This is a genomic window from Pseudomonas sp. GD03842 (assembly GCF_029841165.1).
Classification (GTDB): domain Bacteria; phylum Pseudomonadota; class Gammaproteobacteria; order Pseudomonadales; family Pseudomonadaceae; genus Aquipseudomonas.
The window spans coordinates 132942-153305 of record NZ_JAOCEA010000003.1; the positions used below are offsets into that span (position 1 = coordinate 132942).

Below are 20364 nucleotides of genomic sequence, written 5' to 3' on the forward strand. Positions count from 1 at the left end.
ATAGAACAGGCGTTACGCTGATGAAACAGTTGCGGCGGTTTTATGACGCAGCACCGTTACGGTCATCAATTAATTTCATGGCTTTCGGGCGGTTTGTACCTTGCGCCGGACACCATGCACACACAAGCTATGCTTCGTTATCTAAAAGTCCAGCCAGGGAATAAGGTCTCTCCATGCGAATACTTGTTACCGGTGGCGCCGGTTTTATCGGCTCTGCATTGATCCGCCATTTGATCAACAACACCGATCACGACGTACTGAACCTCGACAAGCTGACGTACGCGGGCAACCTCGAATCGTTGCAGAGCATCGTGACCAATACCCGGTACGAGTTCGTGCAGCAGGACATCGTCGATCAGGCCGCGGTCAGCAAAGTGCTCGCTCGCTTCAGACCCGATGCGATCATGCACCTGGCGGCCGAATCACACGTTGATCGCTCCATCGATGGCCCGTCAGCCTTCATCCAGACGAACATTGTCGGCACCTACAGCCTGCTCGAAGCCACCCGCGGCTACTGGCAAGGGTTACCGGAGGCCGAGCGTGCAGCGTTCCGCTTTCACCATATTTCCACCGACGAGGTGTATGGCGACCTGCACGGCGTCGACGACCTGTTCACGGAAACCACGCCCTACGCGCCCAGCTCTCCGTATTCAGCCAGCAAAGCGGCGTCTGACCACCTGGTTCGCGCCTGGCAGCGCACCTATGGCTTGCCGGTCGTGGTCACCAACTGTTCGAACAACTACGGCCCCTTCCACTTCCCGGAAAAGCTGATTCCCCTGGTGATTCTGAACGCGCTCGCGGGCAAGCCGCTGCCCGTGTACGGCAATGGCTTGCAGGTGCGCGACTGGCTGTACGTCGAGGACCACGCCCGGGCCCTGCTTAAAGTCGTTACCGAAGGTAAGGTCGGTGAAACCTATAACATCGGTGGCCATAACGAGCAGAAGAACATCGATGTGGTGCGGGGCATCTGCGCCTTGCTCGAGGAACTGGCTCCCGAGCAGCGCAAGGGTGTGGCGAATTACGCGGACCTCATCACCTACGTGACCGACCGCCCCGGCCATGACATGCGCTACGCCATCGACGCCAGCAAGATCGAGCGCGAATTGGGCTGGAAGCCGGAAGAAACCTTCGAATCCGGGCTGCGCAAAACCGTGCAGTGGTATTTGGATAACCTGGAATGGTGCCGCAACGTACAGGACGGCAGCTATCAAGGGGAACGTTTGGGCACTCACGTCAAGGATCTGATCGCATGACCAAAGGAATCGTACTGGCCGGTGGCTCCGGCACACGCCTGCACCCCATTACCCTTGGCGTTTCGAAACAGCTGCTCCCCATCTACGATAAACCGATGATCTATTACCCGATTTCGGTACTGATGCTGGCGGGCATCAAGGAAATACTCATCATCTCCACGCCGTTGGATTTGCCTCAGTACCGCGCTCTGTTGGGGGACGGCAGCCAGTTCGGTGTGCGATTCAGTTACGCCGAGCAACCCAAACCCGACGGGCTCGCACAAGCATTCCTGATCGGCGAATCCTTCATCGGCAGTGACTCGGTGTGCCTGATTCTGGGCGACAACATTTTTCACGGCCAGCATTTCAGCGACCAGCTCAAGCGGGCGGCCGCCAACACCTCAGGCGCCACCGTGTTCGGCTATTGGGTCAAGGACCCGGAGCGTTTCGGGGTGGTGGACTTCGATGAGGCGGGCAATGCGCTGTCCATCGAGGAAAAGCCCAGCAAACCGAAGTCCAGTTATGCCGTCACCGGGCTGTACTTTTACGACAACGATGTGATTCAGGTGGCCAAGGACGTCAAGCCGTCCCCGCGCGGCGAGCTGGAAATCACCGACGTCAACAATGCTTATCTGCAGCGCGGCGGCCTGCGCGTCGAACGCTTCGGCCGCGGTTTTGCCTGGCTCGACACCGGGACGCACGACAGCCTGCTGGACGCTTCTCAGTACGTGCAAACCATCGAACATCGCCAAGGCCTTAAAGTGGCCTGCCTGGAGGAGATCGCCTACCAGAATGGCTGGATCGACCGGGCTCACCTGCTGTCCCGGGCCGAGTATTTCGGCAAGACGGGCTACGGCCAGTACCTGTTCAAGGTTGCAGGGGAATACCAGTGAACGTCATCGAAAGCGAGTTGCCTGAAGTCCTCATCATCGAGCCCAAAGTGTTCGGCGACGAGCGTGGCTTCTTCTACGAGAGTTTCAACGCCAGAGCGTTCGCCGAGGCGACGGGCGTTACCGCCCAGTTCGTGCAGGACAACCATTCGCGCTCCCAGAAAGGCGTGCTGCGCGGCCTGCATTATCAGATCGAAAACCCGCAGGGCAAGTTGGTGCGGGTCACCGCAGGCGCCGTGCTGGACATCGCGGTGGATATCCGCCGGAGCTCGCCGCACTTCGGCCGCTGGTTCGGCATCGAGCTGTCGGCCGCGAACGCCCGTCAGCTGTGGATTCCGGCAGGGTTTGCCCATGGCTTCGTGGTATTGAGCGACCACGCCGAGTTCCTCTACAAAACCACGGATTACTACACGCCTTCCGCGGAACGCTGCATTCGCTGGGACGACCCCGACCTGGCCATCGACTGGGGGCTGACCGAAGCGCCGCGGCTTTCGGCCAAGGACCAAGTGGGCAAACTCCTGAAAGAAGCGGACCTGTTCCCGTGAGCTCGCCGCTGCGAATACTCATCAGCGGGCAACACGGCCAAGTCTCGCAGGCACTGCAGCCTAGCCTGAACGGCCTGGGTGAATTGATTGTGTTGGGGCGAGAGCGACTGGACCTGAGCCAGCCGGAAACGATTCGAGCCGTGGTGCGCGACATCCGGCCGGACCTGATCATCAACGCGGCGGCCCATACGGCAGTGGACCAGGCTGAAAGCGAGCCGGCCCTGGCGCAAGCGATCAACGCGACTGCCCCGGGTGTATTTGCCGAAGAGGCGAAAGCGCTGGGTGTGCCCTTCATTCATTACTCCACTGATTATGTATTCGATGGCAGCAAGGAGGGCGCCTGGACGGAATCCGACACTCCCCACCCGCTCGGGGTTTACGGCAGCAGCAAGCTGGCCGGTGAACAGGCCGTCGCCCAGGTGGGAGGGCAGTATCTGATCCTGCGAACGAGCTGGGTGTACTCGCTGACCGGGCGCAATTTCCTGTTGACGATGCAGCGCCTGCTGCAAGAGCGCGAGAAACTCACCGTGGTCGCCGACCAGATCGGCGCGCCGACCTGGGCCGGCACCATCGCCCAAAGCACCCGTCAATTGATCGAACGCTGGCGTGAGGGCAACCCCGGCGCCTGGGGTGTCTATCACCTGACCGCGTCGGGAGAGACATCGTGGTTTGGCTTCGCGCAGGCGATCGGCCAACAATTGATCGCCTCGCGCAAGCGTTGCGCAGAGTTGGCGCCTATTCCGTCGAGCGCCTACCCGACCCCAGCAAAGCGCCCGCTCAACTCGCGCCTGGATTGCAGCCGCCTGCAACGGGAATGGGGCGTCAGTCAACCAAACTGGCATGACGCACTGCTGGCGTGTCTGGCGCAGCAACGATCAGCCTAGTGGGGCGCCTGCTGCCCCCGTATCGCGTGTAATCTATTGCGACCGCTGCGCGCTCGTTCGCCGAAGTCGCCGCTCCCTGCCGCCAGACGCATGCCCCCGCAGGAGCGCTTCATCCGCAAGACGTCGATGCAGGCACCACACAAAATCGGCAGCGTACGCATACGATGAACAGCACTACCCTCCCCCGCCGCCCTCGCTGGCGCAGCCTCGCCCTGCTGGCGCTGATCCTCGCGCCGCTGCTCTGGCCGTTGGAACGCCTGGCCGAGCATTACTACCGCAATGAGTTGCTGAGCCAGAATCGCCAGACGCTGGACCTGTATGTCGCCAACCTGCTCGGCACGCTGCACCGCTATGAGGTGCTGCCGCAAATCCTCGGCGATCTGCCGGGCTTGCGCGCAATGCTGGCCAACCCGCAGGACAAACAGGCCCAAAACCAGGCGAACCTGCTGTTGATGAACACAGCTCGTCAGACCGGCGCGGAAGTGATCTACCTGATGGCCCCTAACGGAGACACCCTGGCCGCATCCAATTGGGACAAGCGCGACAGTTTCGTCGGCCGCAACTTTGCCTTCCGGCCGTACTTCAGCAACGCGATGGCGGGCCAATTGGGGCGGTTTTTCGGGCTGGGCACCACGTCCGCCAAGCGTGGCTATTTCTTCGCGGCTGCCGTGCGGGATGGCAACACCGTGATCGGCGTGTTGGTGGTGAAGGTCGACCTGGACCTGACCGAAACCCTCTGGGGCAAGACACCCGAGCAATTGCTGGTGACCGATCACAACGGCGTGGTGATTCTCACCTCGAATCCCAGCTGGCGTTTTCGCGCCACGCGCCCGCTCAGTGAAGAAGAAAAGCAGGCCATCGTCGCCATTCAACCGTATCCCACCCGCGACCCGCGGCCTTTGCAGCTCGATGAAAATGGCTGGCTGACGCAGACGCAACAAATCGATGAAACAGGCTGGAGCGTGAACATCCTGGCACCCAAGGTGCTGGTGTCGCGCCCGGTGCGAACGGTCGTCGCCATCGGGGGCGCGGCCTTGTTGGTGTTGATGCTGCTGCTCGGCATCATGATGCAGCGGCGTCGGCATTATCTGGATCGCATCCATTTCGAAGGCAAGGCCAGGCGCGAACTGGAAGCGCGGGTCATCGAGCGCACCAGCGATCTGGAAGGTCTCAACCAGCGCCTGCGCCAGGAAGTGCTCGAACGCGAGCACGCGCAGCAAGAGCTGTTTCGGGCTCAGGATGAGCTGGTCCAGGCGGGTAAATTGTCGGCGCTGGGCACGATGTCGGCGAGTATCAGCCATGAGCTCAATCAGCCATTGGCGGCGATTCGCAGCTACGCGGAAAACGCCGAGATTCTTCTCGACCATCAACGCACCGACGATGCGCGCGGCAACCTCAAGCTGATCAGTGAGCTGACTGGCCGCATGGCGTCGATCATCGCGCATTTGCGGGCCTTCGCCCGCCGCGACCGGCATGCACCGGAAAGCGTGGCCCTGCAGCCCGCACTGGATGATGCCTTGGCGCTGCTCGCCAAGCGCCGCCGCGCCATGGACGTGGAATTGATCCGCGACCTGCCCGCCGCCACGCTCTGGGTACAGGCGGGGGAAACCCGCTTGCGCCAGGTGCTGGGCAACCTGCTGGCGAACGCGCTCGATGCGCTGACCGAAAAAGGCCCGCCACGCAAGTTGTGGATAAGTGCCGAACACAATGCCGAGGGCGTCAATCTGTACATTCGCGACAACGGCCCGGGATTTTCCCGCGAAGCATTGGAGCACGCGCGTGAGCCGTTCTTCACCACCAAGACCCGTACGCAGGGGTTGGGGCTGGGCCTTGCGATCTGCGATACCCTGATGCGCGCACTGGGCGGCGAGCTGCTGTTCGCCAACCACCCTGAAGGCGGCGCGCTGCTCACACTGCGCATGCGCACGGCCGCATCAGGGGTCAGTCTTCAACCGCCGGAGGATTTATCTGCATGACCACGGAGACCGCCATCGACAGCCGCGTGCAGGTGGTGCTGATCGACGACGACCCGCATCTTCGTCAGGCCCTGAGCCAGACCCTGGACCTGGCAGGCCTCAAGGTGCTGTCGCTCAGCGATGCCAAAGGCGTTCCGGCGCGGCTCGAACGTGACTGGCCTGGGGTGATCGTCAGCGATATCCGCATGCCCGGCATCGATGGCCTTGAATTGCTTAACCAGCTGCACGCCCAGGATCCTGAGTTGCCCGTGCTGCTGATCACTGGTCACGGCGACGTACCTTTGGCGGTGCAGGCAATGCGCGCGGGGGCCTACGACTTTTTGGAAAAGCCTTTCGCCAGCGACGCGTTGCTCGATAGCGTACGCCGCGCATTGGCCTTGCGCCGGCTGGTGCTCGATAACCGCAGCCTGCGGATGGAACTGAGCGACCGCCAGCAATTGAGCGCGCGGTTGGTGGGGCTTTCGGCGCCCATCCAGCGCCTGCGGGATCAGATCGGCGCACTGGCGGCCACCAAGGCCGACGTGTTGATTTTGGGCGAGACCGGCGCAGGCAAAGAAGTGGTTGCGCGCGCGCTGCATGACCTGTCGAGCCGACGCAATGGCCCCTTCGTGGCGATCAACGCCGGAGCGCTGGCCGAATCGGTGGTGGAAAGCGAACTCTTCGGCCACGAACCGGGTGCGTTCACCGGAGCCCAAAAGCGGCGCATCGGTAAGTTCGAGTTTGCCAACGGTGGCACGCTGTTTCTCGATGAGATCGAGAGCATGAGCATGGACGTGCAAGTCAAATTGCTGCGGCTGTTGCAGGAGCGAGTCGTCGAGCGCTTGGGCGCCAACCAGCAGATCCCGCTGGATATCCGCATCGTTGCCGCCACCAAGGAGGATCTGCGCCAGGCCGCCGACCAGGGGCGCTTCCGCGCCGACTTGTATTACCGTTTGAATGTCGCCCCCTTGCGCATTCCGCCCCTGCGCGAGCGGGGCGAAGACGCCTTGGTGCTGTTCCAGCATTTCGCAGACGCCGCCAGCCTGCGCCATGGCCTGAGCCGCCGCGAACTCCAACCGGGACACCGAGCGATGCTGTTACGCCATAGTTGGCCCGGCAACGTGCGTGAATTGCAGAACGCGGCTGAACGCTTCGCGCTGGGCCTTGAGCTGGAACTCGAAGGCGGCGCCCCTCAGCCAGTGCACGCGTCGACCGGGGGTTTGAGCGATCAGGTCGAGGCCTTCGAACGGGCGCTCATCGCCGCGGAATTGACCCGCCCTCACAGCTCGGTGCGCAGCCTGGCCGAAGCGCTGGGCGTGCCGCGCAAGACGTTGCATGACAAGCTGCGCAAGCATGGCCTGAATTTCAGTGGGGGGGCTTCGGATGACAGCGAATGAATCGGGCTCTCCCGCCCAACACCTCGAACAGGTGCTGTACCGGGACATTCCCTTGACGCGGCACATGGGCGTCAAAGTCATTCAATGGCAGGACCACCGCCTGCATTTGCATCTGCCGTTGGCTCCGAACGTCAATCACAAGAGCACGCTGTTCGGCGGCAGCCTGTATTGCGGCGCGGTACTGGCAGGCTGGGGCTGGTTGTATCTACGGCTGAAGGAAGCAGGAATAGACGACGGCCACATCGTCATCCAAGACGGCCAGATCAGCTATCCGCTGCCCGTGAAAGCTGACGCAATCGCCATTTGCGATGCGCCGGATCACGCGACGTGGGACAGGTTCCTGAAGCTCTATCAGCGCCGCGGCCGCGCCAGGCTGGCACTGCCTACGCGCATCGTCGTCGAAGGCTCGGATGATTCGGCAGTGGCGTTTGTCGGCCAGTACGTGCTGCATCGATAACTGCGAGGCCGCCAGATGGGAGCCGGTGCAGGTCTCCCGCTCCGGTCGGTACCGGAGCGCGACCAGCGATCAGCCCTTGGCCAACTCAACCAATGCGCCACGCCAGGCTGCGTCTTTGGGCAATGCCAAGAAGAACCCATTCAGCAACGATTCCCGGGCCGGATAATCGAACGCTTCGCCCGCCAGATTCAACACTGCGCCGCCAGCCCCTTCCAGAACGCCCTGGGCGGCCGCCGTATCCCACTGTGAGGTCGGTGCGAGTCTGGGGTAACAATCCGCCGAACCTTCTGCCACCAGGCAGAACTTCAATGAGCTGCCGATGTTGGTCAACTGCAGCTCACCCACCACTGACGAAAGGCCTGCCAGCAGTTTTTCCTGTGCCGGACTGGAATGACGACGGCTGGCGACTACCGTAAACGCCTCGCCCTCGACCGGCTGTTGGCGGACGCTGATCGGCTGAACGTGCTGGGGACTGTCACTGCGCCATGCACCCAAACCGTCGCCGCCGAAGTAACAGCGATCATGCGTCGGCATCGACACGACGCCGAACACGACCCGGCCGCGTTCGATCAGCGCGACATTGACGGTGAATTCGTCACTGCCGGAAATGAACTCCTTGGTGCCGTCCAGCGGGTCCACCAGCCACCAGCGCTCCCACCGAGCGCGCTCGTGCAGCGGAACGTCCGCGTCCTCTTCGGACAGAATGTGAATGCTGGGGTCCAGCGCCTTCAGTCCGCTCACCAACACTTCGTGGGCCGCCAGGTCCGCAGCCGTCACCGGCGAGTTATCCGATTTGGCCGTGACCTCCACACCTGAGCGCCAGAAGGGCAGGATCGCCTCGCCTGCCTGTCGGCACAGGGCAATCACCGGTGACAGCAAGGGATGGGGCAACGCTGAAAAAACGCCGGTCATGCTTGAAACGCTCCGCGTAGGGTCAACAGGTCACGGGCCAGGTACAACGCCGCCAGCGCGCGACCTTCGGAAAATTGAGGATTTTGGGCCAGACTGGCCAGGTCACGCAGGTTGATTCTGTCCACGCGCATCGGTTCGGGCTCATCGCCCAACAAACGCTCTTCGTACAGGTCGGTGGCCAACACCACTTGAATCTTCTGGCTCATGTAGCCCGGCGACAGCGAAAGCTCGGTGAGGTGTTCAAGGTTGCGCGCACCGAACCCGGCTTCTTCCTTGAGTTCGCGGTTGGCCGCCGCCAGCACATCTTCACCCGGCTCGACGAGGCCTTTGGGCAACGAGAGTTCGTATTCATCGGTACCACCGCAATACTCCTCCACCAGCACAGCGTGCTCGGCATCCAGCATCGCTACGATCATCACCGCGCCGTAACCGTTACCTCGCCCCACCAGGCGCTCATAAACGCGCTCGACACCGTTGGAAAAGCGCAACTGCACCTCCTCGACACGGAAGAGACGGCTACTGGCGACAATTTCCCGTGCGAGGACGGTAGGTTTCTGGCGCATGACAAGCTCCTTGGCATAGACGGGTTACTATACCGTGGCTTTTCTGAATGTCTGTGCCCGATGGCCACAGCGATTTATTCAACGCCGAGAGACCACGATGCCTTCTTTGCCCTGGCACGATATCGACACCGTTCTGCTGGATATGGACGGGACGCTGCTCGACCTCCACTTCGACAACCATTTCTGGCTGGAGCACCTTCCGCAACGTTATGCCCAATTGCACGGTGTCAGCCTGGCGATGGCGCACATGGAACTGATGCCACTGTTCGAGAAGAACGCGGGGACCTTGAACTGGTACTGCACTGACTTCTGGAGCGCAGAGCTGAACCTGTCGGTGAAGGATCTGAAGGTCGAAATCGCCCACTTGATCGCCCTCAGGCCGGACGCGGAGACCTTCCTGGCCGCCGTCCAGCGAGCAGGCAAACGGGTGATCATGATCACCAACGCTCACCGCGACTCGCTGTCGTTGAAAATGGAGCGGCTGGAGCTGGCGCCTTATTTCGAACGCCTGATCAGCTCCCACGATTACGGTTATCCAAAAGAAAACCCGCAGTTCTGGGATGCGTTGCACGACGATATCCAATTCGACCCGGCCCGCAGCCTGTTCATCGATGACACCCTGCCCATTTTGCGCAGAGCGCAGCGCTATGGCGTGAAGCATTTGCTGGCGGTGCGTGAACCCGACAGCCGCAAGGGGCCGAAGGACACCGAGGAGTTCGCTGCGGTTGAGGATTATCGGGCGTTGATTCAAGGCCTTTGCCCCCCGTTGCGATGAACACGGGGGGCGTCGAAGTTGGAGGGTACGCGCTTGCAAGTCTGAACCTGGCTGCACATCTGCGCCTCACCCATCCCCATGCGACAGGTCGCCGCGCTAGAATCCCCGAGCCAGACCGGCGCAAATCGGAGTGACAATGGACATCAAACAGCTGAAATTCCTGATTGCCCTCGACGAAACCCGACATTTCGGACAGGCCGCTGCCCGGTGCCACATCACCCAGCCCACGTTGTCCATGCGCTTGCGCAGCCTGGAAGAGGAGCTTGACCTGCCTCTGGTCAATCGGGGTCAGCGTTTTGAAGGTTTCACCGCACCCGGTGAGCGGGTTCTGGCCTGGGCACGGACGGTGCTGGCCGCTTACGACGGTTTGCAGGCAGAAGCCGCCGCCTGTCGTGGGCATCTGGTCGGGACGCTGAGGCTCGGCGTGGTGCCGCTGTCGAACTTCGACCCCTTGCCGCTGCTGCAACGCCTGCACGAGGCTCACCCGAACATGCGTTTCGAGTTGTCTTCGCTCAGCTCCGAGCAGATTCTCGACCACCTGGCGAGCAACCGTCTGGACCTGGGCGTGTCTTACCTGGAGCGTCTGGACACCGAGCGCTTCGATTCGCTGGAACTGGCCGAAACCCGCATGGGGCTGATTTACGACCAGCGGCATTTCAGCTTCGGCGACGCACCGTTGAGTTGGGAAAGCCTGATCGAACTGCCCTTGGGAATGCTGACGAGCGGCATGCATTTCCGTCAATCCATCGATCACAACTTTCACAGCCGTGGCCTTGAACCGCAGCCACTGATCCAGACCGATGCCGTCCACCAACTGCTGCAAGCCGTTCACGGGGGTTTCTGTTGCGCAATCATGCCGCTGGATGGAGGCCTGGAATCCCTGACCACGCACTTGCGTCTGCAACCCATCGAACAGGCCCAGACGCTGGCGAGACTGGGGCTGATCATGCGCCGCTCCGCCCCCCGCTCGGCGTTGGCAGAAGCCTGTTTCGGCCTCTACCAGAAAATGATCGAGACACCTTGATCGACGTCATCTATCAGTGCATCAGTACTAGCGATTAGACGTTATCTCATCGACGGCCTAGGCTTAGAACCTGTTAAATCTGCCGGTACGTCCCGATGCATCCCAAGCACACGGAAAGCACGGCGCCCGCAAAACCACTGCCCGCGCCCGCCGCAAGCCAGTCTTACCGCTACTCGAACCTGGAACACGACACGTCCGAGCCCACCGCGCTCGCCGAAGAAGTCGCGTTGGCGATTGCCTATAACGGCATCAGCCAAGCGGTGATGCTGGTAACTCCCAGCGATCTGGAAGACTTCATCGTCGGTTTCAGTATTGGCAGCGGCATCATCGAATCGCCGGATGAAATCTACGACATCAAGCTGGGTGGCTGCGGCTCTGCGCAAACCGCAGAAGTGGAAATCGCCAGTCGCGCGTTCTGGAATCTCAAGACTCAGCGCCGCCAGTTGGCAGGCACCAGTGGCTGCGGGCTGTGCGGCGTAGAGGCCGTGGAACAGGCGCTGCCCGACCTGAACGTATTGCCGGGCGCACCGTTGCCACCGGCGCAATGGCTCAAGGGGCTCAGGGAGCGTCTGGATGACTTCCAGCCGCTGGGCCAACACTGCGGCGCGGTCCATGCGGCCATGTTCATGAACGATCGAGGCGAATTGATGCTGGGTCGTGAAGACATCGGGCGGCACAACGCTCTCGATAAATTGATCGGCGCGCTGATCCGACAGAACGTTCCGACCCAGGGTGGCCTGGCCATCGTCACCAGCCGCTGCAGCCTCGAATTGATCCAAAAAGTTTTGCGCGCCGGGATACAGACCCTTGTCAGCCTGTCTTCGCCCACGGGCCTGGCGCTGCAATGGGCCCGTCGCCATAACCTCAATCTCATCCATCTGCCGAAACACAGCGCGCCGCGGGTCTATAGTCCCGCCTTGGAGAATTAAGCGTGAGCATGCACAAACAAGCCGATAAGACACCCGTTCCGCGCTACAAGCCCTACAAAGGCCCGGCCGGTGGATGGGGCGCCCTGATCAGCGTGACCCAAGCCTGGCTGACCAGCGACAACGCCCTGAAAAACCTGCGCGCGATGCTCAAGACCAACCAGAATGGGGGCTTCGACTGCCCAGGCTGTGCATGGGGCGACTCGCCTGAAAGCGGCATGGTCAAGTTCTGCGAAAACGGCGCCAAGGCCGTGAACTGGGAGGCCACCAAGCGCCGCGTCGACCCGTCCTTCTTCGCCCGCTACAGCGTCAGCTCCTTGCTGGAGCAGAGCGACTACTGGCTTGAATATCAGGGCCGTATCACCGAGCCCATGGTCTACGACGCCCAGACGGATCGTTACAAACCGATTGCCTGGGACGATGCGTTTGCCCTCATCGCCAAGCACCTGAATAACCTGCCCAGCCCGAACATGGCCGAGTTCTACACCTCGGGTCGGGCCAGCAACGAAGCGGCGTATCTTTACCAGCTGTTCGTTCGTGCCTACGGCACCAACAACTTCCCCGACTGCTCGAACATGTGTCACGAGGCCAGCGGCGTCGCCCTGTCGCAAAGCGTGGGCGTGGGCAAAGGCACCGTCACGTTCGACGACTTCGAACATGCGGACGCTATTTTCGTCTTGGGGCAGAACCCCGGCACCAACCACCCACGAATGCTCGAACCGCTGCGAGAGGCGGTCAAGCGTGGCGCTCAGGTGGTCTGCGTCAACCCACTCAAAGAACGGGGTCTGGAGCGCTTCCAGCATCCTCAGCACCCGATCGAAATGCTCAGCAACGGCTCCGAGCCGACCAACACCGCCTATTTCCGCCCAGCGCTGGGAGGCGACATGGCCCTGCTGCGGGGGATGGCCAAATTCCTGTTGCAGTGGGAGCGCGATGCGCAGGCCAAAGGTGAGCCTGCGGTGTTCGATCACGACTTCATCAACGAACACACAAACGGTGTGTTGGATTACCTGGCCAAGGTCGACGAGACCCCATGGGACTTCATCGTCGAACAGTCCGGCCTTCCCCTGACGGATATCGAGCGCGCTGCGCGGATGTACGCCAAGGGCAAGAACGTGATCATGTGCTGGGCGATGGGGATCACCCAGCACCGCCATTCGGTACCGACCATTCAAGAGGTCGCGAACCTGATGCTGCTGCGTGGCAACATCGGCAAACCCGGCGCTGGCCTTTGTCCGGTTCGTGGGCACAGTAACGTGCAGGGCGACCGCACCATGGGCATCAACGAGCGCCCGCCAGCGTTCTTCCTCGATGCGCTGGAAAAACGCTTCCAGTTCAAAGTCCCACGCGAGAACGGCCACAACGTTGTCGAAGCCATCCATGCCATGCTCGAAGGGCGTGCGAAAGTGTTCATCGGTCTGGGCGGCAACTTCGCTCAAGCGACCCCGGACAGCCCGCGCACTTTCCAGGCGCTGCGCAATTGCGACCTGACCGTGCAGATCAGCACCAAGCTCAATCGCAGCCACCTGACCCACGGCAAGGAAGCGCTGATCCTGCCATGCTTTGGTCGGACCGACATCGACATGCAGGCTCAAGGCCCTCAAGCCGTCACCGTGGAAGACTCCTTCAGCATGGTTCACGCCTCCAACGGTCAACTCAAGCCGCTGTCGAATCAGATGCGCTCCGAGCCGGCGATTCTGGCGGGTATCGCCAACGCGACGGTCGGTAAAAACCCCGTGGACTGGCTGTGGCTGGTGGAAGATTACAGCCGTATTCGCGACCTGATTGCCGACACCATTCCGGCGTTCAAGGACTTCAACGAGAAGATCAAGCATCCGGGTGGGTTCTACCTGGGCAATACCGCAGGTTCGCGCAAGTGGAACACGCCAACTGCCCGCGCCAACTTCAAATCCAATCGGTTGCCGCAAGACCTGCTTCATGAAGGCATTCGCGGAGCCGGCGTCGTGCCGGACCTGATCATGCAGTCGATGCGCTCGCACGACCAGTACAACACCACGATCTACGGCCTGGACGATCGTTACCGCGGGGTGAAAGGCCAGCGCGACGTGCTGTTCCTGAATGAGGCCGATATCGTGCGGCTGGGCTTCGTCCCAGGCCAGAAAGCCGATATCGTGTCGATCTGGGGCGATGACATCGTGCGTCGCGTCAAAGGGTTCACGCTGTTGCCGTTCGATATTCCCGCTGGCCAGGCGGCCGCCTACTATCCAGAAGTGAACCCTCTGGTCCCGCTGGAAAGCGTCGGTGAGGGCAGCCATACGCCGACGTCCAAGTTCGTCGCGATCAAATTGGAACGTCACAGCGAAGTGACACGGATCGTCTGATCCGCTGGCGAGCATCGATAGACAGCAGTCTTCAGGTGCCACCAACCGCGACAGGATCAGGCCCCACAAAAAAGGCCCGAATCGTCTGATTCGGGCCTGTTTGAAGTAGTCTAAGACTGGTCTAAAAGCCTTAAGTTCCAAAGCAAAAACAATAACTTATCGATTTGTATACAGATCGTGTTATTCGTCGGATTTCGATTGTGACAAATTCTTCATGATTGCAGGATCGCCTCGTCATCCCTACGAGCATCCTGACATGAAGTATTCCTCGATTCTGTTGTTGTCTCTCTCCCTGGCCACCGGGTTTGCCTCTGCAGGCGACAACCTGAACGCTGGTGTGGGCGGCGCATTGGGTGGGGTACTGGGTTCGGTCGTTGGCCAACAGATTGGTGGCAGCACCGGATCGGCGATCGGCGCAGGCCTGGGCGGCGCCGCAGGTGGCGCAGTGGGCGCCAACCGTCATAACCGCACTGAAGCTGCCATTGGAGGTGGCCTTGGCGCAGCGGGCGGCAACGTCATTGGCCGCAGCGTCGGCGGCAGCACCGGTAGCCTCATTGGCGCAGCAGCGGGCGGTGGCGCCGGCGGCGCGCTGGGTAACTACATGGGCGAAGAGAGTCGTCGTGACGATGACCGTCGCGGCTATCGTGGCGACCGCCGTCACTACGATCATGGACCTCGCCACCGCCACCATGACCGCGGGCACCACCGTGGCTGGCGCCATCGTTGATCCGTAATGTCATCCCTGAACCGGCCGCCTAAAAGCGGCCGGTCTCGTTTCAGACCAACAGCTTTTCCATGGCTACACGTAAAGGCACGGGAATCGGCACGGGTTGGTTTGATGCGCGGTCCACGAACACATGGACAAAACGCCCCGCTGCACACGCTTCCTGCTCCCCTGACTTGAATACAGCAAGCTCGTACTGCACCGAACTGTTACCCAACTTGCCGACCCTTAGGCCCACTTCGATCAGGTCCGGGAAGGCAATCGACGCAAAATAGTCGCATGACGAACTCACCACGAACCCCACCACCTCGCCACTGTGAATATCCAGCCCACCACACTCGATCAGATAGCTGTTCACTGCGCTGTCGAAATAGCTGTAATAGGTCACGTTGTTGACGTGACCATACAGGTCATTGTCGTGCCAGCGAGTGGTGATAGGTTGGAAATGGCGGTAGTCGCCGCGAAGTGAGGGCGTCATTCAGAAGTCCTTCCAGTGGTCGATCAATCGATCATACGGGGAAGCGCTCTCAATGAGGCATTCCATTAATGACCGGCGCAAGGCGCGGGCCAAGGCGCAAAGTGATTAGGCCCTACTAGCAAAACAACATCGCGCCGTTTAACCTCGCGGCATCGTCACCCGCGCTTCGCAAAACCATTCAGGGTTTCGACGCGCAGAAACCGAGACGCGCCAAGGAGAGGCAATGCCGTTCAAACAGCCGCCCGAAGATGACGGGCAGATCGTCATGCAACGTCTGGCATCCGACCAGTTCGACGTGGTATTGGGTTCACATCCCGGCAAGCGAAAGGTCGCCCCGGCCAAAACGACATGGCCGCTCAGCAGTATCGCCATTTGCTTGGCATTGGTTGGGACGATCATCTACCTCGTTACCCAGATGTTTCATCCCGCAAAGCCTCCAACGGCGGTTGTCGTTGTCACTGCCCCGCCCATCGAGGCCAGTGATGAGGCTACCTCGACCACCCCGCCGCCGGAAATCCGCACCAACGAGCAAGTTGTCTACATCGCCCCTAGGCCCGCCACCCAACCCGCAACGTCCAAGCGGCTGGATGACTGCCTTAAGGAAGGAAATGTCATCGACCGCGACGTCATCAACTGCCGGTTCGGAGATCCGCAACCTACCGACTACAACGCACCCCGCCCGCAAGGAATGGTGTCCGATCGATACATGGCGCAATACCGCTCATCAGCTACCCGGCCCAAATCCGAACCGACTGCCCATTACGATGTGGCTGGGGTATTCATCCGTGAAGTCGACGGCCGTAACCGCTATGAAGCGCGTTATCGCATCTATAACAACCACATCGAAAACAGCAGCGTTTGCATGAATTTCAAAAGTGACAGCGTTGAGTATCGCGAATGCAGACGCGCTGCCGAGCCGTATTTCAAAGACATGTGCAGTGACTGGAGCAAGCGTGTTGCCAGAGACAAGGAAGAGAAGAACAAGCTGGCGCAGGAACAGTATTGCGAAGCGGCGCGAAGTTATCGGCCTTGATCACCCCGCTTTGGCACTCCTTTTGACCCTGTCGATGAGGACAGGAAAAAGTGAGTGGTTCTTTTCTCACCCCGTATCGGTGAGGTCTATGAAGTGATGCTGCGATCGGAAAGACATCAATAAAAAAACCGCCCCGAAGGGCGGTTTCTCGTTCAGCAGAACCCGATCTTACAACTTCGGACCCGCTGCCTTGATGGCGTCGCTCACTTCGAACTTTTTGAAGTTCTCGATAAACAGGCCGGCCAGTGCTTTGGCAGCCTCATCGTATGCAGCCTTGTCAGCCCAGGTGTTGCGTGGGTTGAGCAGCGCGGTGTCGACGCCTGGAACGGACTTCGGCACGTCCAGATTGATCGTGTCCAGATGCTCGGTTTCAGCACCGACCAGCGAGCCGCTCTGAATGGCTGCGATGACGCCACGAGTGGTCGGAATGTTGAAGCGCTTGCCAACGCCGTAGCCACCGCCGGTCCAGCCGGTGTTGACCAGGTAGACCTTGGAGCCGAAGCCGCGGATGCGCTTGATCAGCAGCTCTGCGTACTCGCCCGCCGGACGCGGGAAAAACGGCGCGCCGAAGCAGGTGGAGAAGGTCGACTTGATGCCAGCGCCCGAGCCCATTTCGGTCGAACCGACCAGCGCGGTGTAGCCCGACAGGAAGTGGTAGGCCGCTTGTTCTTCGCTGAGGATCGACACAGGCGGCAGAACGCCGGTCAGGTCACAGGTCAGGAAGATCACAGCGTTTGGCTCGCCACCCAGGTTCTTCTCGGAGCGTTTTTCAACGTGCTCCAGCGGGTACGCGGCGCGGCTGTTCTGGGTCAGGCTGCTGTCGGCGTAGTCGGCGTGCTTGTTGGCATCCAGAACCACGTTTTCCAGCACGGCGCCGTGTTTGATGGCTTTCCAGATGACCGGCTCGTTCTTCTCGGAGAGGTCGATGCACTTGGCGTAGCAACCGCCCTCGATGTTGAACACCACGCCCTCGCCCCAGCCGTGCTCGTCGTCACCGATCAGGTAACGGCTTTCGTCGGCGGACAGGGTGGTCTTGCCGGTGCCCGACAGGCCGAAGAACAGGGTGACATCGCCTTCCTCACCAATGTTGGCGGCACAGTGCATTGGCAGCACATCCGCGGCTGGGAGCAGGAAGTTCTGCACCGAGAACATGGCTTTTTTCATCTCGCCGGCGTACCGCATACCCGCGATCAAGACCTTCTTCTGAGCGAAGTTGAGGATGACGCAACCATCGGAGTTGGTGCCGTCACGCTCGGGCACGCACTCGAAATTGGCAACGTTCAGCACTTGCCACTCTTCACGACCGGCCGGGTTGTATTGGGCCGGATTGATGAACAGGCAACGACCGAAAAGGTTCTGCCAGGCCGTTTGGGTGGTCATCTTGACGGCCAGGTAGTGGTCGGCCGCCGCGCCTACGTGAACGTGAGAAACGAAGTGTTCCTGAGCGTTGTTGAACGCTTCCACACGCGCCCATAGCGCATCGAATTTGTCAGCTGGGAATTTGCGGTTGATCGGACCCCACGCAATGGCATCCGTGGTGGTCGGTTCATCGACGATGAAACGGTCGACTGGCGAACGGCCCGTACGATGGCCGGTTTCGACCACCAGAGCGCCGGTATCGGACAGTACGCCTTCGCCGCGATTGAGGGCTTCTTTAACCAGATCGTCGACACTGAGATCGGTGTGAACGGCGTTATTGGCTTGCGTCATGAGATTCCCCGTCGGCCCGCTGGCCGAGTGCTCCAAACGTTTTGTAGTAGAAAAACCCAAACTACTACAGCTAAAAAGTGGCCGGATTATGCCAGAACCGCCCAAAAAAGGTAGGGCCCTCTTGTCAGAACTACATAATGAAAAGCCCGGCCCGCCGGGCAGAAACCATTCAGCCCGGCGCCCGCACTACATCAATGACGAGTGTCGGAGGGGATGTCGACCCCGCCACCGGCAAACAGTTGCGCGACATCGGTAGCGTCGAACAGATAGCGCTGGTTGCAGAACTGGCAATCGATCTCGACGATCCCGTTGTGCTCGGCGACCAGCTGTTGTGCATCTTCCGCGCCAAGGCTGACGAGGGCATTGGCGGAACGCTCGCGAGAGCAGCTGCAACGGAAAATCAGCGGCTGTACATCGAACATTCGCACCGCGTCTTCATGGAACAGACGATGAAGAACGGTCTCGTTATCGAGGCTCAACAGCTCTTCGCCGGTCAGCGTGTTGGCCAACGCCCGAACGTGTTGCCAGCTTGCCTGGCGTTCGTCCTCGTCTTTCAGGCGCTCAGGGGGTAGCTGCTGAAGCAGGAAACCACGCGCTCGCTTTCCATCGGCATACAGCCAGAACTCCGTGGGCAATTGCTCGGACTGAACGAAGTAATCCGACAGGCAACGGGCAAGGTTCTCCCCTTGCAGATCGACGATGCTTTGATAGCGCTTGCCCTGCCGTGGGTCGATGTTGATGACCAGCGTGCCTTCGGGCATCAACTCTTGCAGGGTGGCGCCGGGCTGGATCAGGCTCTCGTCGTACCGGGCGATACCGCGCAACTCGCGATCGCTCGAGCATTCGACCATCAGCAGCGAGACAGGGCCTTGAGAACGCGCCTGCAGCACCAGCAGACCGTCGAACTTGAGCGTGCCGACCAGCAAGGCCGCGGCAGAGAGCATTTCGCCCAACAACTGCGCCACCGGTTCAGGGTACGGGTGTTTGGCCAGCACTTCGGCGTAGCTGCGTTCCAGCGAGGCCAGTTCGCCTCGAACGTCGCTGTCATCGAACATGAAGCGCTGGGTGTTATCGGTATCCGGGAAATCGTGCATGGGAAATTGGTATCTGAAGTGATGACAAAGTGATGACGACCGCTTATAAAACGCGATTTAGCACCGACCAGGTGCACTGTCATGCCGATGGGGGCATTTTATGGACTATCCAGCGCTGTTCCAACCCAAGTGGAACGCCAAAAAATTCCTGCTGTGTAATCTAGTAGCGCTTGCACTGCTGCTGGTGTGGATCTGGCCGACGGGCCATGCGGCCTTTACCCAATTCGACGAGTGGTTTTTCCATCTTCTGAATCAGCCGCTCACGCAAAACAAAGCCTGGCTGTGGACTTGGACCATCGCCAGCATGCGCCCCTTCGACATCATCGTCGGGCTGATTCTGTTGATGTTGCTGATCAAGGGCGACTGGGTCTTCAAAGCAGCACAGACCCGCGCGGCACTGATCGGGTTCGTTCTGACCCTGATTCTGCTGCTCATCATCCGTACCGTCTTCTCCAAGATCATAGATCACACTTCACTTCAGCACGACAGCGCTTCAATGGTGATTCCGGACGCGGTCAAACTCAGCGAAATTTTCCCCACACTCGAAGACAAGTGGCAGCTCAAGGATCGATCGAGCCAAAGCTTCCCGGGCGATCACGCCTCCGTATTGCTGATCTGGGCCATGTTCATGACGGTCTATAGCCGCACGGTTGGCCAACGTGTAGTGATTTGGGTGCTGGCCTTCCTGTTCATGATGCCCCGGCTGGTCGCGGGTGCACACTGGGGGCAGGACGATTACATCGGGGGCGTGATGATTGCCCTGCTCGCGCTCGCCTGGAGTTGCTATACACCGTTCGCAGCCCACGCTACACGATTCCTGATGCGAGTGACGGCACCGCTTTTCAACCTGTTCGGCAAGCTTCCCTTGCTCGGATGCCTGAGCATCATGAAGCCAGGCGCGCGTGCCTGACGTCCTCATTCAGCATGATTTGTCGGCGGCATCCGTCGTTGCCGCCGGTAAGGTCTGCTGCTCTGTAAAGCGCTCAGTCATCCCCTGAGCGAAACTGAAAGAGTTGCCGCCGTTGCTTCTTGGTCGGCTTGCCATCCGTGGTAAGCCCCAGGCTTCCGGCCTTGCGCATATCGGCAGCCTTTTCACGCCTGGCGACGCTTTCAGGCGTTTCGCTGTAAAGCAACTGCGCTTCGGGCGCGCCGCGCCGGACGACGGACAGCGCCTTGACCACGACCGTGCGATCATCAAAACCGGTTCGGATCTCGAACGTATCGCCGATCCGCGGCTCTTTACCCGGCTTGCAGCGCTCGCCGCGGCAATGCACCTTGCCGCTTTCGATCGCCGCTTTGGCCAATGCACGCGTTTTGAAAAAGCGTGCTGCCCACAGCCATTTGTCCAGACGAACCTTATCGTCTTCCTCTGGCTTTTGTGTCATCTGAATTCCTCAATTACGTGATAGTCAGAACTGTACTA

The 20364-nt window shown here is 60.4% G+C and carries 20 protein-coding genes; 14 read left to right on the plus strand and 6 right to left on the minus strand.

Annotation, left to right across the window (positions count from 1 at the left end; all coding sequences use genetic code 11):
• Positions 1-173 precede the first annotated feature (173 nt).
• The 7 genes from rfbB (at position 174) to N5D61_RS05560 (ending at position 7360) form a co-directional block, all read left to right on the plus strand.
• Entirely contained in the window at positions 174-1253 is a 1080-nt protein-coding gene (rfbB, locus tag N5D61_RS05530) for a dTDP-glucose 4,6-dehydratase (RefSeq protein WP_108236069.1), read from the plus strand.
• The gene (gene rfbA / locus N5D61_RS05535) at positions 1250-2125 is read left to right on the plus strand and encodes a glucose-1-phosphate thymidylyltransferase RfbA (RefSeq protein WP_108236070.1); all 876 of its coding nucleotides are present in this window, start codon (positions 1250-1252) and stop codon (positions 2123-2125) included. The genes rfbB and rfbA overlap by 4 nt, the downstream gene beginning before the upstream one ends.
• Positions 2122-2667, plus strand: coding sequence for a dTDP-4-dehydrorhamnose 3,5-epimerase (gene rfbC / locus N5D61_RS05540; protein WP_108236071.1), 546 nt, complete (start codon positions 2122-2124; stop codon positions 2665-2667). Before rfbA ends, rfbC begins: the two co-directional genes overlap by 4 nt.
• Positions 2664-3551, plus strand: a complete 888-nt coding sequence (gene rfbD, locus N5D61_RS05545; protein WP_279891323.1) for a dTDP-4-dehydrorhamnose reductase — start codon at positions 2664-2666, stop codon at positions 3549-3551. The genes rfbC and rfbD overlap by 4 nt, the downstream gene beginning before the upstream one ends.
• Positions 3552-3715: 164 nt before the next feature.
• Positions 3716-5527 carry an ATP-binding protein gene (locus tag N5D61_RS05550; protein ID WP_279891325.1) on the plus strand — a complete coding sequence of 604 codons (1812 nt, stop codon included), beginning with the start codon at positions 3716-3718 and terminating at the stop codon, positions 5525-5527.
• Positions 5524-6903 carry a sigma-54 dependent transcriptional regulator gene (locus tag N5D61_RS05555; RefSeq protein ID WP_108236074.1) on the plus strand — a complete coding sequence of 460 codons (1380 nt, stop codon included), beginning with the start codon at positions 5524-5526 and terminating at the stop codon, positions 6901-6903. The genes N5D61_RS05550 and N5D61_RS05555 overlap by 4 nt, the downstream gene beginning before the upstream one ends.
• The gene (locus N5D61_RS05560) at positions 6890-7360 is read left to right on the plus strand and encodes a thioesterase domain-containing protein (protein ID WP_108236075.1); all 471 of its coding nucleotides are present in this window, start codon (positions 6890-6892) and stop codon (positions 7358-7360) included. Before N5D61_RS05555 ends, N5D61_RS05560 begins: the two co-directional genes overlap by 14 nt.
• Positions 7361-7429: 69 nt before the next feature.
• On the opposite strand, the gene cysQ is transcribed toward N5D61_RS05560, so the two are convergent.
• Together cysQ and nudE are read right to left on the minus strand one after the other, a co-directional pair.
• Positions 7430-8272, minus strand: a complete 843-nt coding sequence (gene cysQ / locus N5D61_RS05565) for a 3'(2'),5'-bisphosphate nucleotidase CysQ (protein ID WP_279891326.1) — start codon at positions 8270-8272, stop codon at positions 7430-7432.
• Positions 8269-8835 carry an ADP compounds hydrolase NudE gene (gene nudE, locus N5D61_RS05570; protein ID WP_279891327.1) on the minus strand — a complete coding sequence of 189 codons (567 nt, stop codon included), beginning with the start codon at positions 8833-8835 and terminating at the stop codon, positions 8269-8271. The genes cysQ and nudE overlap by 4 nt, the downstream gene beginning before the upstream one ends.
• 97 nt (positions 8836-8932) lie before the next feature.
• On the opposite strand from nudE, the gene yrfG reads away from it, so the two are divergent.
• The 5 genes from yrfG (at position 8933) to N5D61_RS05595 (ending at position 14629) form a co-directional block, all read left to right on the plus strand.
• Entirely contained in the window at positions 8933-9610 is a 678-nt protein-coding gene (gene yrfG / locus N5D61_RS05575; RefSeq protein ID WP_279891330.1) for a GMP/IMP nucleotidase, read from the plus strand.
• A gap of 136 nt (positions 9611-9746) precedes the next feature.
• A complete protein-coding gene (locus N5D61_RS05580) occupies positions 9747-10634 on the plus strand; it encodes a LysR family transcriptional regulator (RefSeq protein ID WP_108236079.1) in 888 nt (295 codons plus the stop codon).
• A 95-nt stretch (positions 10635-10729) separates the two neighbouring features.
• On the plus strand, positions 10730-11563 hold the full coding sequence (fdhD, locus tag N5D61_RS05585) for a formate dehydrogenase accessory sulfurtransferase FdhD (protein WP_108236080.1): 834 nt from the start codon (positions 10730-10732) through the stop codon (positions 11561-11563).
• An 8-nt stretch (positions 11564-11571) separates the two neighbouring features.
• Positions 11572-13902 carry an FdhF/YdeP family oxidoreductase gene (locus N5D61_RS05590; protein ID WP_279891609.1) on the plus strand — a complete coding sequence of 777 codons (2331 nt, stop codon included), beginning with the start codon at positions 11572-11574 and terminating at the stop codon, positions 13900-13902.
• Positions 13903-14158: 256 nt separating this feature from the next.
• A complete protein-coding gene (locus tag N5D61_RS05595) occupies positions 14159-14629 on the plus strand; it encodes a glycine zipper domain-containing protein (protein ID WP_108236082.1) in 471 nt (156 codons plus the stop codon).
• A gap of 49 nt (positions 14630-14678) precedes the next feature.
• On the opposite strand, the gene N5D61_RS05600 is transcribed toward N5D61_RS05595, so the two are convergent.
• Positions 14679-15104 carry a thioesterase family protein gene (locus N5D61_RS05600; RefSeq protein ID WP_108236083.1) on the minus strand — a complete coding sequence of 142 codons (426 nt, stop codon included), beginning with the start codon at positions 15102-15104 and terminating at the stop codon, positions 14679-14681.
• 223 nt (positions 15105-15327) lie between these two features.
• On the opposite strand from N5D61_RS05600, the gene N5D61_RS05605 reads away from it, so the two are divergent.
• Positions 15328-16137 carry a hypothetical protein gene (locus tag N5D61_RS05605; RefSeq protein ID WP_108236084.1) on the plus strand — a complete coding sequence of 270 codons (810 nt, stop codon included), beginning with the start codon at positions 15328-15330 and terminating at the stop codon, positions 16135-16137.
• Between the two features lie 168 nt (positions 16138-16305).
• Here the strand turns inward: N5D61_RS05605 and N5D61_RS05610 are convergent, their stop codons facing one another.
• Both N5D61_RS05610 and hslO read right to left on the minus strand, forming a co-directional pair.
• Positions 16306-17847 (minus strand): phosphoenolpyruvate carboxykinase, encoded by a 1542-nt coding sequence (locus tag N5D61_RS05610; protein ID WP_108236085.1) that lies wholly within the window; start codon positions 17845-17847, stop codon positions 16306-16308.
• A gap of 191 nt (positions 17848-18038) precedes the next feature.
• Positions 18039-18941 carry an Hsp33 family molecular chaperone HslO gene (hslO, locus tag N5D61_RS05615; RefSeq protein WP_108236086.1) on the minus strand — a complete coding sequence of 301 codons (903 nt, stop codon included), beginning with the start codon at positions 18939-18941 and terminating at the stop codon, positions 18039-18041.
• Between the two features lie 100 nt (positions 18942-19041).
• On the opposite strand from hslO, the gene N5D61_RS05620 reads away from it, so the two are divergent.
• Entirely contained in the window at positions 19042-19851 is an 810-nt protein-coding gene (locus N5D61_RS05620; protein WP_108236087.1) for a phosphatase PAP2 family protein, read from the plus strand.
• 73 nt (positions 19852-19924) lie between these two features.
• On the opposite strand, the gene N5D61_RS05625 is transcribed toward N5D61_RS05620, so the two are convergent.
• The gene (locus N5D61_RS05625; RefSeq protein WP_108236088.1) at positions 19925-20326 is read right to left on the minus strand and encodes a S4 domain-containing protein; all 402 of its coding nucleotides are present in this window, start codon (positions 20324-20326) and stop codon (positions 19925-19927) included.
• Positions 20327-20364: the final 38 nt, after the last annotated feature.

What these genes read in the sequence shown, in the direction of transcription:
- rfbB (WP_108236069.1), top strand. Translation starts at nt 174, where the DNA reads ATGCGAATACTTGTTACCGGTGGCGCCGGTTTTATCGGCTCTGCATTG.
- rfbA (WP_108236070.1), top strand. Translation starts at nt 1,250, where the DNA reads ATGACCAAAGGAATCGTACTGGCCGGTGGCTCCGGCACACGCCTGCAC.
- N5D61_RS05550 (WP_279891325.1), top strand. Translation starts at nt 3,716, where the DNA reads ATGAACAGCACTACCCTCCCCCGCCGCCCTCGCTGGCGCAGCCTCGCC.
- N5D61_RS05555 (WP_108236074.1), top strand. Translation starts at nt 5,524, where the DNA reads ATGACCACGGAGACCGCCATCGACAGCCGCGTGCAGGTGGTGCTGATC.
- N5D61_RS05560 (WP_108236075.1), top strand. Translation starts at nt 6,890, where the DNA reads ATGACAGCGAATGAATCGGGCTCTCCCGCCCAACACCTCGAACAGGTG.
- cysQ (WP_279891326.1), bottom strand. Translation starts at nt 8,272, where the DNA reads ATGACCGGCGTTTTTTCAGCGTTGCCCCATCCCTTGCTGTCACCGGTG.
- nudE (WP_279891327.1), bottom strand. Translation starts at nt 8,835, where the DNA reads ATGCGCCAGAAACCTACCGTCCTCGCACGGGAAATTGTCGCCAGTAGC.
- yrfG (WP_279891330.1), top strand. Translation starts at nt 8,933, where the DNA reads ATGCCTTCTTTGCCCTGGCACGATATCGACACCGTTCTGCTGGATATG.
- N5D61_RS05580 (WP_108236079.1), top strand. Translation starts at nt 9,747, where the DNA reads ATGGACATCAAACAGCTGAAATTCCTGATTGCCCTCGACGAAACCCGA.
- fdhD (WP_108236080.1), top strand. Translation starts at nt 10,730, where the DNA reads ATGCATCCCAAGCACACGGAAAGCACGGCGCCCGCAAAACCACTGCCC.
- N5D61_RS05590 (WP_279891609.1), top strand. Translation starts at nt 11,572, where the DNA reads ATGCACAAACAAGCCGATAAGACACCCGTTCCGCGCTACAAGCCCTAC.
- N5D61_RS05595 (WP_108236082.1), top strand. Translation starts at nt 14,159, where the DNA reads ATGAAGTATTCCTCGATTCTGTTGTTGTCTCTCTCCCTGGCCACCGGG.
- N5D61_RS05600 (WP_108236083.1), bottom strand. Translation starts at nt 15,104, where the DNA reads ATGACGCCCTCACTTCGCGGCGACTACCGCCATTTCCAACCTATCACC.
- N5D61_RS05605 (WP_108236084.1), top strand. Translation starts at nt 15,328, where the DNA reads ATGCCGTTCAAACAGCCGCCCGAAGATGACGGGCAGATCGTCATGCAA.
- N5D61_RS05610 (WP_108236085.1), bottom strand. Translation starts at nt 17,847, where the DNA reads ATGACGCAAGCCAATAACGCCGTTCACACCGATCTCAGTGTCGACGAT.
- hslO (WP_108236086.1), bottom strand. Translation starts at nt 18,941, where the DNA reads ATGCACGATTTCCCGGATACCGATAACACCCAGCGCTTCATGTTCGAT.
- N5D61_RS05620 (WP_108236087.1), top strand. Translation starts at nt 19,042, where the DNA reads ATGGACTATCCAGCGCTGTTCCAACCCAAGTGGAACGCCAAAAAATTC.
- N5D61_RS05625 (WP_108236088.1), bottom strand. Translation starts at nt 20,326, where the DNA reads ATGACACAAAAGCCAGAGGAAGACGATAAGGTTCGTCTGGACAAATGG.